This window comes from Rahnella variigena, from assembly GCF_003610915.1.
Lineage (GTDB): Bacteria > Pseudomonadota > Gammaproteobacteria > Enterobacterales > Enterobacteriaceae > Rahnella > Rahnella variigena.
The window spans coordinates 1,906,248-1,919,207 of the sequence record NZ_NSDJ01000001.1 but is presented as its reverse complement, the minus strand read 5'-3'; the positions used below and the strand labels follow the sequence as shown (position 1 = coordinate 1,919,207).

Genomic DNA, 12,960 nt, shown 5'->3' with positions numbered 1-12,960 from the left:
AGGGTTTACCGCCGCGACATCCGTCACAATTTCAGACGGTCCTTGTTACGTTCAAATAATGCGGCACCAATTCCCGGTACTTCGCGCAGTTGTTCCACATCGGTAAACTGCCCAAGTTCCTCGCGATAGCTGATGATGGCCTGTGCCTTCTTCATCCCTACCCCGTTCATCACCTTGGCAAATTCCTCTGCAGTCGCAGTGTTGATGCTGACAGTACTTTCATCTGTAACCGCAGCCTGCTCCTTTTTCACTTGCGGGCCTGAGACTTTACCTGCAGCCGTCACCGGCGCTGCCGTAGTAGTCGCCACAGGGCTGGTGGCATTGGGTGCCGCGTGTAACATAACGGGCAGAGTAGAAAGCCCCAGTGCCAGAGCCAACGAAAGTGATGTAATGCCTAATTTTTTCATGCTGTATCCTCCATGTGTTTGACAGCACGGAGAGAGTGCATCAGGCAGGAAAAGCGAACAACGGGCAAGTTTCAAATATGGAAAAGGCCGCGAAAGCGGCCTTTGTTTGTTGCAACGCGTTGCAAAACTTTGCGGCGTTTACTGGTTTTGTGCAGCTGAACCGTATTTGATTTTCGCTTCCTGACGCAGATTAGTCAGCAAGGCATCAAAGGTTACGTTCGAGGAGGTTTGTTGCATCTCCTGATTGAAACGTCCGATATCCGCTTCAGGTACGACACCCGACGTCACAGTATTCAGTTTAACCAGCACGCTGTTGCCTTTATTGTCCTGAGTCAGACCATAAACTGGCTGGTCTTTCTGAGGATGTGGCAACGCGTAGACGTTAGATTCAAACGCAGAAGGCTGCTGACTGCGCTGAACTTTCTGCACAGCACCGAAGCTCAGACCTGCCGCTTTCATCGCGTCATCGCCTTTGCCGTCTTTCAGAGCGGTCAGCAGTTTTTCGCCATCCATCCGTGCCTGATCTTGTGCTTTCTGGCGTTTAACCAGCGTCGTCACCTGATCTTTCACTTCAGCAAAAGGTTTCACGCCTTCCGCCTTATGCGCTTCTACACGAACCACAAAGGCGCGATCGCCATCGACAGTAATGATATCGGAGTTACTGCCCGGAGAACCGTCCTGACCAATCAGACCACCATCAAAAATCGCCTGTACGACAGGTTTGAAGTTGATGCCAGCAGGAATTTGGTTTTGGGTAAACCAGTCGGTATGCACCGCTTTAGTTCCTGCAACTTCTTCGGCTGAAGTCAGAGATTCATTATCATTGGTTGCCGCTTCGCTGACTTTCTGTTGCAGCGCGTAGTAAGCATCCAGTGATTTTTCCTGCTTAAGCTTGTCAGTGATCGCGTTACGGACAGCCGCTAACGGTTTGACCTGCTCAGGCGTCACGTCATCAAGGCGCAGGATGAAGAAACCGCTGTCAGATTTAATCACGCCGGAAACCTGACCTTTAGCCGTCAGATTAGCGTTCTTAAATTCTGGCAATGTGGTTTCAGGTTCCATCCAGCCCAAATCACCACCCTGTTTAGCGCTCAGGGCATCGGTAGATTTAGTCTTAGCCAGTTCGGCAAAGTCAGTCCCTTTTTTCAGCTCGGCGGCAACCGCGTCGGCATCAGCCTGTGATTTCAGGACAATGACGCTGTAACGGCGACGTTCAGGCTGACCGAACTCACTTTTGTGCTGATCGTAATAGGCACTGATATCAGCATCTGTCACTTCAGTTTTGCCCTGCATAGCCGCGGCATCCATTTCGATGTAGCTGACTTTTACCTGCTCAGGGGAAATAAAGCTGTTTTTGTTCTGGTCGTAGAAAGCCTGTAACTCTGCGTCAGTCACCTGCTGTTTAGCAGCCAGCGCATCGGTATCCAGAGTGGCGGTTTGTACTTCACGAACCTGCAGAAGCAGTGCAGCCAATGATTTGCTTTCTACCGGCAAAACGAAATCTGACTGGCCGTAGGCCTGCTCAAGCTGCTGACTGATGAGCTGCTGTTTCATCAACTGCGCAAAATTATCCGCGCTGTATCCCATGCTCTGGATACTTTGCAGATATTTGGCGTTATCAAAACGGCCATCAGTCTGGAATTGTGGGGTGGCAAAAATCGCATCTTTGATCTGCTGATCGCTGACGGTAATACCCAATTTTTTGGAATACTGATCCAGCAAAGTGACGTCAATCAGATTGCTCAGGGATTCCTGACGCAGTTGCTGCATGTAACCGTCACTGCCCGCCAGTTCAGAGAACTGATCGCCAAGTTGCTGCTGCAACCGGTTACGCTGGTTCTGTACAGCCTGCTCTAACTGAGCCCGACCGATTTCCTGACCATTCACTTTCGCTGCATAGTCGCCTGAACCGCCGACCAGGTAGTTGCCCACCCCTGTCAAAATAAAGGACAGAATAATCAGGGCCAGAATGATTTTGAGCACGACGTTGTTGGAAGCCGCGCGTAAATTGTCCATCATAGTGAGGCAACACTCCGCTGTAATAAAAAAAGCGCATCGTTCTCGATGCGCCTTGTATCTTACCTTACCAGCCCGATGACGTCAGGTTATTGTTTAACAACCAGACCTGAATGAAAAAGCATCAGTGATGCGCCTCACACGGTTGTAACGTCAGCTTGCAGATAATTAGCCGTTAACGGCATCTTTCAGCGCTTTACCTGCACGGAAGCCAGGTACTTTGGCTGCTGCAATGCTGATTTCTTTACCGGTCTGTGGGTTACGACCAGTACGTGCTGAACGTTCACGCACGGAGAAAGTACCGAAGCCTACCAGAGCTACTTCATCCCCCGCTTTCAGGGTGTCAGTGACAGATGCAAGAACAGCATCTAAAACACGTCCCGCTGCGGCTTTAGAAATATCAGCACCGGCAGCAATTTTGTCGATCAATTGTGACTTATTCACTCTTATCATCCCCTCTTAATTTCGTTCATCACGCCGCATTTTCCCTGCAGACGTGACCGCGCTGCTGTTATATCAATCTTGTCAGAGCGATGCAAGCGACTGAAAGCAGCCTGAAACCCTTTGACCGTTGACTACGTTAACGGCACAAAAAAAAGCTGGCAAGTGAGATTTCACCTGCCAGCCTGAGTTTTATTCAACTGTGTAAGCTGATGTCACTATTTTGCTGCCACCGGCAGTGCGCCGTAAGCCGGATTTTGCAATGCGATGTTCAGAACATCATCAATGCGTTTTACCGGGTGGATCTCAAGATCTGCCAGCACGTTTGCCGGAATTTCTTCCAGATCGCGTTTGTTGTCATCCGGGATCAGAACCACTTTGATGCCACCACGATGGGCTGCGAGCAGTTTTTCTTTCAGACCACCAATTGGCAGAACCAGACCACGCAGAGTGATTTCACCTGTCATCGCAACATCCGCACGAACCGGGTTCCCCGTCAGACAAGACACCAGCGCAGTACACATTGCGATACCGGCACTCGGACCATCTTTCGGCGTTGCCCCTTCTGGTACGTGAACGTGAATATCACGTTTTTCGTAGAAGTCAGGGTTGATACCCAGTTTATCAGCACGTGAACGCACAACGGTCAGCGCGGCCTGAATGGATTCCTGCATCACTTCACCCAGAGAACCGGTGTACGTCAGCTTACCTTTGCCCGGTACGCAGGCCGTTTCGATGGTCAGCAATTCGCCGCCCACTTCGGTCCACGCCAGACCAGTGACCTGGCCCACACGGTTTTCGGTATCAGCACGACCGTAATCGACCTTCTGCACGCCGAGGAAATCTTTCAGGTTGTCGCCGTTGATTTCAATGTGCTTGATGTTTTTATCCATCAGCAATTGTTTAACTGCTTTTCGGCAAAGTTTAGACAACTCACGTTCTAAACTACGCACACCCGCTTCACGGGTATAGAAACGGATAATGCCGATAATTGCGCTGTCATCAACCGTCAGTTCGTTCTTCTTAAGCGCATTACGCTCAAGCTGCTTCGGCAGCAAATGCTGTTTGGCGATGTTCAGTTTTTCATCTTCGGTATAGCCCGAAAGACGGATCACTTCCATACGGTCAAGCAGCGGAGCCGGGATATTCATCGAGTTCGAGGTCGCCACAAACATCACATCTGACAGGTCGTAATCGACTTCCAGATAGTGATCGTTAAACGCCACGTTCTGTTCCGGATCCAACACTTCCAGCAGAGCAGAAGCGGGATCACCACGCATGTCAGATGACATCTTGTCGATTTCATCTAGCAGGAACAGCGGATTTTTAACCCCGACTTTCGCCATTTTCTGGATCAGTTTGCCCGGCATGGAACCGATATAGGTACGACGGTGACCGCGGATTTCCGCTTCATCACGTACGCCACCCAGCGCCATACGCACATACTGACGGCCCGTCGCTCGTGCGATTGACTGACCCAGTGAGGTTTTACCCACACCCGGAGGCCCGACCAGACACAGGATTGGGCCTTTAATTTTGCTGACACGACTCTGTACTGCGAGGTATTCCAGAATGCGGTCTTTGACACGCTCCAGACCATAATGGTCAGTATCCAGAACTTCCTGCGCTTTGAGCAGGTCTTTTTTCACTTTGCTGCGGGCATTCCATGGCACCTGAAGCATCCAGTCGATATATCCACGGACAACCGTGGCTTCGGCGGACATCGGCGACATCATTTTCAGCTTTTGCAACTCAGCTTCGGTTTTTTCACGCGCATCTTTCGGCATTTTGGCCGCTTCGATTTTGCGTTTCAGCGCCTCATGCTCGTCAGGCGTATCGTCCATTTCGCCAAGTTCTTTCTGAATCGCTTTCATTTGCTCATTCAGATAGTACTCGCGCTGGCTTTTTTCCATCTGTTTTTTGACACGGTTACGGATGCGTTTCTCAACCTGTAACAGGTCGATTTCCGATTCCATCATCGCCATCAGATATTCCAGACGCTCGGTGATATCAAACATTTCCAGCACGGATTGTTTGTCAGCGAGTTTCAATGGCATATGCGCAGCGATGGTGTCAGCCAGACGTGCAGCATCTTCAATGCTGTTCAGTGAAGTCAGCACTTCCGGCGGGATCTTTTTGTTCAGCTTGATGTAGCCTTCAAACTGATTAATCGCAGTACGCACCAGAACTTCCTGCTCGCGTTCATCCACGGCAGGAGATTCAAGATATTCCGCCTGGGCAGCAAAATGCTCGCCACTGTCAGAAAGTGTCGTAATACGCGCACGTTGTAACCCTTCCACCAGCACTTTGACCGTGCCGTCCGGGAGCTTCAGCATTTGTAATATTGAGGCAACCGTACCCACGGAGAAGAGGTCATTAACGCCCGGCTCATCTGTTGAAGCTTCTTTCTGCGCCACCAGCATGATTTTTTTGTCGTGATCCATCGCAGCTTCGAGGCACCGAATCGATTTTTCCCTGCCAACAAACAACGGGATCACCATGTGCGGATAAACCACCACATCGCGCAAAGGCAATACGGGGATTTCTATGCGTTCAGAACGCTCAGGGTTCATAGAGCTCTCTCTTAGTTTAGCTTCCGCCAGGTTAAGGAAATCTCGTGAAACACGAGTCAGACGGGTTTCAGCAAGTCGTTAACTGAGTATATGGGGATGAATGTCTGACATTCAACGTTAAGAATGTGCGAAAAAAAAATGGGGGACAAAATCCCCCATTTCATGGCTAACTCTCTGGATAGATTGGCTAATTATTCGCCAGATGCCTGTTGCGCTTCTGGTTTGCCATAAATCATCAGAGGTTCTGACTGGCCCGCAATCACGGACTCATCAATCACCACTTTTTCGACATCTTCGAGAGACGGCAGATCATACATAGTGTCCAGCAATGCGGCTTCTACGATGGAACGCAGACCACGGGCACCGGTTTTACGGACCATGGCTTTTTTCGCAATCGCAACCAGCGCTTCATCGCGGAATTCCAGTTCAACGCCTTCCAGATTGAACAATGCCTGATATTGCTTAGTCAGGGCATTTTTCGGCTCTTTCAGAATCTGAATCAGAGCTTCTTCGTTCAGCTCGCTCAGGGTCGCTACCACTGGCAGACGACCAATGAACTCAGGGATCAGACCAAATTTGATCAAATCTTCTGGTTCAGCCTGCGCCAGCAACTGACCTTCGGTCGCTTTCTGTTCTTTGCCTTTCACTTCTGCACCAAAACCGATACCGGTATTGGTGTTGATACGCTGACCAATCACTTTATCCAGACCGGCAAATGCGCCGCCACAGATAAAGAGGATTTTCGACGTATCAACTTGCAGGAATTCTTGCTGTGGATGCTTACGTCCGCCTTGCGGTGGAACGGCAGCCACGGTGCCTTCAATCAGTTTCAGCAGCGCTTGCTGAACACCTTCGCCCGACACGTCACGCGTGATAGACGGGTTGTCAGATTTGCGGGAAATCTTATCGATTTCATCAATGTAAACAATGCCGCGTTGCGCTTTCTGTACGTCGTAGTCACATTTCTGCAGCAGTTTCTGGATAATATTTTCGACGTCTTCACCGACGTAACCGGCTTCGGTCAGCGTGGTAGCATCAGCCATCGTAAATGGCACATCCAGGAAACGCGCCAGGGTTTCAGCCAGCAGCGTTTTACCGCTACCGGTTGGCCCGATCAGCAGTATGTTGCTCTTGCCTAATTCGATACCGTTGCTGGTATCGCCATTACGCAGGCGCTTATAGTGGTTGTACACAGCCACAGCCAGCACTTTCTTCGCAGGTTCCTGGCCGATAACATAATCGTCAAGGTGCTGACGGATTTCATGCGGCGTCGGTAACGCACTGCGTTCACGGTGTGGCGCGACTTCTTTGATCTCTTCGCGAATAATGTCATTACATAAATCGACACATTCATCGCAGATATACACTGACGGCCCGGCAATCAGCTTACGCACTTCATGCTGGCTTTTGCCGCAAAAAGAGCAGTACAGCAGCTTTCCTGAACCGTCTTTGCGCTTATCTGTCATCAGTAAACCTCTTCTCTAGTATCAGTCCCGCAGCGTAACAAGAACACCACGGCACGACCATATTACACAACAGCCGCATGATTGGCTGATGTCTGTTCATTCCTGTTATGACTCATGGCAGGCAGGTTTTGCTTGATACAAAACCTGCCGTTGAGACGTCCGTATGAGTATAACTATAGACCATCAGCCCGGCAGAAATAAGCCGTCAGGCGCGATGGGTAAATACGGAATCCACTAACCCGTACTGTACAGCCTCATCAGCAGACAGGAAACGGTCACGCTCAGTGTCACGCTCTATTTCTTCAAGAGTTTTACCCGTATGTTTCGCCATCAGCTCATTCATACGTGATTTCACTTTGAGAATTTCTTTTGCGTGGATTTCGATGTCCGTCGCCTGGCCCTGGAAACCGCCCAGTGGCTGGTGGATCATCACGCGTGAGTTTGGCAGACAGAAACGTTTGCCTTCTGCACCGGCGGTCAACAGGAATGCCCCCATTGAACAAGCCTGCCCCATACAAATGGTGCTGACGTCCGGTTTGATAAACTGCATGGTGTCATAAATCGACATACCGGCAGTGATCACACCACCCGGTGAGTTGATATAAAGATAAATGTCTTTTTCCGGACTTTCTGCTTCCAGAAACAGCATCTGGGCAACAATAAGGTTAGCCATATGGTCTTCAACCTGACCTGTCAGGAAGATGATGCGTTCCTTAAGCAGACGGGAGAAGATGTCGTATGAACGTTCGCCCCGTGAAGTTTGCTCAACCACCATGGGTACCAACGCCATGTTTGGTGCAAATTGCTCTCTTTCACCACTGTATGACATAACCGTCTCCTAATAGATTCTGTTTGGCGCTCTTTAAAACCGATTCTACTTGAGATAGGCACACATGACTATGCTCAAGCGGCCAAGTCGCCATTTACACGCCTGACGGTCGTTATCAGTCAGATTTTAACTACAAATTTACCTGGGTTCGTTCTTATCAATTGGGGGATTTAGCCCCTTTTTTCAAGCCTGCAGGAATATTTCTTTTTCTCACGCTGTCCTGAACCGATGAAAGCCATTGTGGATGAGGCCAGTGTGAGGTTTCTACGTGGGCTGTGCCTTATAGTGATAAATATAGTGCAAAAACAACAGTCAAAAACAAAAAATACCTGATTTTCAGCAAATAAAAAGCCCGCAGTAAAAACTGCGGGCCTGAGAAGCGAACCTGTAAACAGGTTCAGCAACGTGCAATTAACTTATGCAGGTTGAGTCTGGTTCATCAGCTCAGTAAAGGTAGTGGCTTTTTCAGTCACTTTCGCTTTAGACAACAGAGTTTCGACCGCTTGTTCTTCCAGAGCGACGTTACGCATGTTGTTCATCAGCTCTTTGTTTTTGCTGTAGAACTCAACAACTTCTTGTGGATCTTCGTACGCAGAAGCCATTTCTTCGATCAGCGCTTTAACGCGATCTTCGTCAGCTTTCAGTTCGTGCTGGCTGATCACTTCGCCCAGCAGCAGACCAACAACGACGCGACGTTTAGCTTGCTCTTCGAACAACTCACGTGGCAGTTCCAGCGCTTGTTTTTCGTTGCCGCCGAAACGTTGTGCAGCCTGACGACGCAGAACATCTACTTCGCCGTCGATCAGTGCAGCTGGCACGTCGATTTCATTAGCGCTGACCAGACCGTCGATTGCCTGAGTTTTGATGCGGTTACGAACAGCGCCTTTCAGCTCGCGTTCCATGTTTTTACGCACTTCAGCGCGCAGACCTTCAACAGAACCATCAGCCACGCCGAAACGTTTGATGAATTCTGGCGTCAGTTCTGGCAGTTCACGCTCTTCAACTTTCTTCAGAGTGATCGCGAACTTAGCTGCTTTACCTTTCAGGTTTTCAGCGTGGTAGTCTTCCGGGAAGTTCACGTCGATTGTGAATTCTTCACCCGCTTTGTGACCGACCAGACCTTCTTCGAAACCTGGGATCATGCGGCCCTGGCCCATAGCCAGTACGAAATCAGAGGCTTTGCCGCCTTCGAAATCTTCACCGTCGATAGAACCGGAGAAATCAACGGTTACGCGGTCTTCAGCAGTGGCTGCAGCGTCAGTTTCTTTCCAGTCAGCTTGTTGCTTACGCAGAGTTTCCAGCATGGTATCAACATCAGCGTCGTTAACTTCAACAACAGGTTTTTCAACTTCGATGTTTTCCAGATCTTTCAGCTCAACTTCCGGGTACACTTCGAATTCTACGGAGAAATTGAAGTCTTCACCTTGCTTGTACTCACCCGGGATATAGTTAGGTGCGCCAGCCGGATTGATTTTTTCTTTGATGATCGCATCAACGAAATTGCGTTGCATCAGATCACCCAGCACGTCCTGACGTACTGACGCGCCGTAACGCTGTTCGATGATGTGGCTTGGTACTTTGCCTTTACGGAAGCCGTCAATACGTACTTTTTTAGAGACGTTGATCAGTTCACTGCTCACTGCTTTTTCAATGCTTTCAGCAGGAACAGTAATCGTTACGCGGCGCCCAAGGCCTTGAGTGGTTTCAACAGAAACTTGCATCTTGTTACCTCAAAAAAAAATCACAGTGCTCGGTCAACTCCAGAAGTCGTTCTCAAGATGAGAAGCAGCATCGAGTGCGCGAACTTACCTTGAAAACGACTTCTAAGAACCGGGACAGTTCTGTATCAGAACGTAGCCCTGTATTCGAGAGCGTCCGAAACCATTCCGGAAAAATTAGACGCGACATTATAGCGACGCAGACGCATTGAGTCGAGGACGGTATCTGTTACGCGGGAGGAAACTCACACGGGAATCGATCCATCGAAAAAAGCAGTCATTGCAAAGGCATTTCGCCTTGCCGTCTGTCCGTCAGAAGAAAAACAAAAACGGCCCGCGGGCCGTTTCTTGAAATTCGCATCTACTAATACCGCATCTGACAAGGAAAGTTCCAGTTTTACCGTCTCAAATGGCGATATTTATGCCTTTTTTGAATCAAATCGTGACGATCACGCCATTGTGCCCGCGCCGCGACAAGGCGGAGAGGCCGGAACCGTATCCTGCAAACCTTCCCATTCTTTCAGGGTGTAAGTATGCAGTGCCAGTGCATGAACGCTGCCCGCCAGCTCTTCGGTTAATCTTCCATAAATTGCACGATGACGCGCCAGGAAACGCTCGCCGATAAACTTATCGGACACCATGACGACTTTAAAATGGCTCTCGGAGCCTGCCGGGACATTATGACGATAGCTTTCGTCAGTCACTTCCAGAAACGCAGGTTCGAATGCTTCAACTAATTTTGCTTCTATTTGCTCACGAATCATAGCAATCTCCTTACACCGCATCAGCTGAGAACTGCGTCTGTCTGGTACTTCTATCTCTCTATAATGATAGGCTGTTTTCCGGACTCTATGCATGTCAGAACAATAAATTTCTGCTGCAGATTGATAAAAACGCCGCTCAGCCTGTCAAAGCTGATTCTGTCAAAGAAAGTGCTGTTCCGCCACGGATGATGAATGCCATCCGCCGGTTAACGACTTCTTTGCTGAAAAAAAGCGCAAAAAAGACGTTTTCCGGATTTTTGGGACTTCCCCCGGAAAATGGCAATGTTATGATGTCGGCAAAATTTTGAGCACTATTCCCTTATTAATATTGAGAAAATACACATGCTAAAGAAAATTATTTTCCCGGTTCTGGCGATGTTGATGCTGGCAGGCTGTGCCACCAGCACTAACACGCTGGACGTTTCTCCGAAAATTGTATTACCTTCACAGGATCCTACCCTTCAGGGCATCACCATCAGCATCAACGGTGCTGACCAGCGTCAGGATCAGGCACTGGCAAAAGTTAACCGTGACGGCCAGCTGATTTCCCTGACGCCTTCCCGTGACCTGCGTTTCCTGCTGCAGGAATCGCTGGAGAAACAAATGACCGCCCGTGGTTACATGGTCGGTGCTGACGGCGCTGTGGATCTGCAAATCGTGGTGAACAATCTATATGCCGATGTTCAGGAAGGTAACCTGCGTTATAACATCACCACTAAAGCCGATATCTCTATCATTGCAACGGCTAAAAATGGCAGCAAACAGGTGAAAAATTACCGCTCGACGTACAATGTACAGGGCGCACTGTCTGCGACTAACGCGAAAATCACCAATGCGGTTAATACCACTCTGGGTGATGTCATCAGCGACATGGCCTCAGATACCAGCATCAGCGACTTTATCAAAGCTAACGCGCGATAAGTTTCTGCTGTAAGAGTGAACACTTCTGCCCGGCTTGCCGGGCAGAATGCTTTCTGAGGCAAGTGATTGTCTTTCCCGATAAGCATCCCTTCCTTTATTATGCGTATGCGCCACTCTCTCACCGGTACGCAGGAACACTATTTTAATGAAAGGTCAGTATTTCAAGATTTTCACGCAGCGTAATACCGTCATTTTACTGCTTCTGGGCTTTGCTTCCGGCTTACCGCTGGCGCTGACATCCGGCACATTGCAGGCGTGGATGACAGTGGAAAACGTCGATCTGAAAACCATCGGGATTTTCTCGCTGGTCGGTCAGGCTTACGTTTTTAAATTCCTGTGGTCACCGATGATGGACCGCTATACGCCCTCTTTCCTCGGGCGCAGACGTGGCTGGCTGATACTGACGCAACTCCTGCTGGTGGTGGCGATTTTCGCCATGGGATTTATGGATCCCTCCAAAGATTTATTCTGGCTGGCGTCGCTGGCAGTGCTGATAGCCTTCGCTTCCGCGTCGCAGGACATCGTTTTCGACGCCTACAAAACTGATTTATTGCCGCCGGAAGAGCGAGGGAGCGGCGCGGCGGTTTCCGTACTGGGCTACCGGCTGGCGATGCTGGTATCCGGCGGGCTGGCCTTGTGGCTGGCAGACCGTTATCTCGGCTGGCAGCACATGTACTGGCTGATGTCAGGTCTGATGCTGACTGGCGTTATCGCTACCCTGCTGTCGCCGGAACCTGAAAACTCGCAACCCGCTCCGCGTACCCTCGAAATGGCGGTCGTCGCGCCGCTGAAAGACTTCTTTGCCCGTAACAATGCCTGGCTGATTTTACTGCTCATCGTGATGTACAAAATGGGCGATGCATTCGCAGGCAGCCTGAGCACCACATTTTTGATCCGCGGCGTCGGGTTTGATGCCGGGGAAGTCGGGCTGGTGAACAAAACGCTCGGTCTGGCGGCCACGATTTTTGGGGCCCTGCTGGGCGGGATGCTGATGCAGCGTCTGAGCCTGTTCCGCGCACTGATGCTGTTCGGGATTTTGCAGGCTGTATCCAATGCGGGTTACTGGATCCTTGCCGTTACAGATAAAGATTTGATCACCATGGGCACGGCGATTTTCTTCGAAAATCTTTGCGGGGGGATGGGGACGGCGGCCTTTGTCGCATTGCTGATGACATTGTGTAACCGCTCGTTTTCGGCCACACAGTTTGCGTTGCTTTCTGCGCTATCAGCCGTGGGCCGTGTATATGTCGGACCGATTGCCGGCTGGTTTGTGGAAGCCTATGGCTGGCCGTGGTTTTATCTTTTCTCGATTGTGGCGGCGGTCCCCGGCTTACTGCTGCTGGCGGTTTGCAGACAAACGCTGGAATACACTCAAAGCACCGACAGCTTCCTGCCACGCGTTCACTTTGCAAAATCCTACCGGTGGGCGCTGCGCTTTCTGCTGACGGGAAGCGTGCTGCTGATCCTGTGGCTGGTCACACTGATTGCCGACAGTATGGGCTGGGCTTCCTGGCAAGCTCTGGCGACAGTTTTGCTGGAAACCGGCGCATTTATATGTCTGACTGGTGTTATTTTAGGCAGTCTGCTCGACTTTTTATCTCTGCGCCGTACCGCACGTTCATGATTTGCCGCCATTCATTTGAAATGAGTGGCGCATTCATTTAACAACTGATCAATAAATATCACTCAACAATTTAAATTCAGAAAAAATAATATTCGCGGGGATAATTTTTCTCCGCCGCTTTTTGTTGATTTTATTTCACTCGTTTTAAACATTAATTTAACATTAATTAAACCTATCGAACGGATATCGGCCGGCAATAAT

10 protein-coding genes are annotated in these 12,960 nt (G+C 49.8%); 2 read left to right on the top strand and 8 right to left on the bottom strand.

Annotation, left to right across the window (positions count from 1 at the left end; genetic code table 11):
• Positions 1 to 23 precede the first annotated feature (23 nt).
• From CKQ54_RS08795 to bolA, 8 genes are all read right to left on the bottom strand, one after another.
• The gene (locus tag CKQ54_RS08795) at positions 24 to 407 is read right to left on the bottom strand and encodes a ComEA family DNA-binding protein (protein ID WP_112287510.1); all 384 of its coding nucleotides are present in this window, start codon (positions 405 to 407) and stop codon (positions 24 to 26) included.
• Positions 408 to 545: 138 nt separating this feature from the next.
• Positions 546 to 2,426 carry a peptidylprolyl isomerase gene (gene ppiD / locus CKQ54_RS08790; RefSeq protein ID WP_120160793.1) on the bottom strand — a complete coding sequence of 627 codons (1,881 nt, stop codon included), beginning with the start codon at positions 2,424 to 2,426 and terminating at the stop codon, positions 546 to 548.
• Positions 2,427 to 2,591: 165 nt separating this feature from the next.
• Positions 2,592 to 2,867, bottom strand: coding sequence for a nucleoid-associated protein HU-beta (gene hupB, locus CKQ54_RS08785; RefSeq protein WP_013576637.1), 276 nt, complete (start codon positions 2,865 to 2,867; stop codon positions 2,592 to 2,594).
• Positions 2,868 to 3,082: 215 nt separating this feature from the next.
• A complete protein-coding gene (gene lon / locus CKQ54_RS08780) occupies positions 3,083 to 5,437 on the bottom strand; it encodes an endopeptidase La (RefSeq protein WP_015698322.1) in 2,355 nt (784 codons plus the stop codon).
• Positions 5,438 to 5,628: 191 nt separating this feature from the next.
• A complete protein-coding gene (gene clpX, locus CKQ54_RS08775) occupies positions 5,629 to 6,903 on the bottom strand; it encodes an ATP-dependent protease ATP-binding subunit ClpX (RefSeq protein WP_112287508.1) in 1,275 nt (424 codons plus the stop codon).
• 205 nt (positions 6,904 to 7,108) lie between these two features.
• Positions 7,109 to 7,732, bottom strand: coding sequence for an ATP-dependent Clp endopeptidase proteolytic subunit ClpP (gene clpP, locus CKQ54_RS08770; protein ID WP_056771081.1), 624 nt, complete (start codon positions 7,730 to 7,732; stop codon positions 7,109 to 7,111).
• A 416-nt stretch (positions 7,733 to 8,148) separates the two neighbouring features.
• The gene (tig, locus tag CKQ54_RS08765) at positions 8,149 to 9,453 is read right to left on the bottom strand and encodes a trigger factor (protein ID WP_112287507.1); all 1,305 of its coding nucleotides are present in this window, start codon (positions 9,451 to 9,453) and stop codon (positions 8,149 to 8,151) included.
• Between the two features lie 446 nt (positions 9,454 to 9,899).
• On the bottom strand, positions 9,900 to 10,214 hold the full coding sequence (bolA, locus tag CKQ54_RS08755; protein ID WP_013576642.1) for a transcriptional regulator BolA: 315 nt from the start codon (positions 10,212 to 10,214) through the stop codon (positions 9,900 to 9,902).
• 342 nt (positions 10,215 to 10,556) lie between these two features.
• Here bolA and CKQ54_RS08750 point away from each other — a divergent pair, with 342 nt between their 5' ends.
• Complete coding sequence (locus CKQ54_RS08750) at positions 10,557 to 11,135, top strand: lipoprotein (protein ID WP_113876144.1); 579 nt, start codon at positions 10,557 to 10,559, stop codon at positions 11,133 to 11,135.
• Positions 11,136 to 11,280: 145 nt separating this feature from the next.
• On the top strand, positions 11,281 to 12,759 hold the full coding sequence (gene ampG, locus CKQ54_RS08745; RefSeq protein ID WP_120160795.1) for a muropeptide MFS transporter AmpG: 1,479 nt from the start codon (positions 11,281 to 11,283) through the stop codon (positions 12,757 to 12,759).
• Positions 12,760 to 12,960: the final 201 nt, after the last annotated feature.

Excerpts from the sequence above, each read along its gene's own strand:
- clpP (WP_056771081.1), bottom strand. The coding sequence starts at position 7,732 with ATGTCATACAGTGGTGAAAGAGAGCAATTTGCACCAAACATGGCGTTG.
- lon (WP_015698322.1), bottom strand. The coding sequence starts at position 5,437 with ATGAACCCTGAGCGTTCTGAACGCATAGAAATCCCCGTATTGCCTTTG.
- clpX (WP_112287508.1), bottom strand. The coding sequence starts at position 6,903 with ATGACAGATAAGCGCAAAGACGGTTCAGGAAAGCTGCTGTACTGCTCT.
- tig (WP_112287507.1), bottom strand. The coding sequence starts at position 9,453 with ATGCAAGTTTCTGTTGAAACCACTCAAGGCCTTGGGCGCCGCGTAACG.
- bolA (WP_013576642.1), bottom strand. The coding sequence starts at position 10,214 with ATGATTCGTGAGCAAATAGAAGCAAAATTAGTTGAAGCATTCGAACCT.
- ampG (WP_120160795.1), top strand. The coding sequence starts at position 11,281 with ATGAAAGGTCAGTATTTCAAGATTTTCACGCAGCGTAATACCGTCATT.
- ppiD (WP_120160793.1), bottom strand. The coding sequence starts at position 2,426 with ATGATGGACAATTTACGCGCGGCTTCCAACAACGTCGTGCTCAAAATC.
- CKQ54_RS08750 (WP_113876144.1), top strand. The coding sequence starts at position 10,557 with ATGCTAAAGAAAATTATTTTCCCGGTTCTGGCGATGTTGATGCTGGCA.
- CKQ54_RS08795 (WP_112287510.1), bottom strand. The coding sequence starts at position 407 with ATGAAAAAATTAGGCATTACATCACTTTCGTTGGCTCTGGCACTGGGG.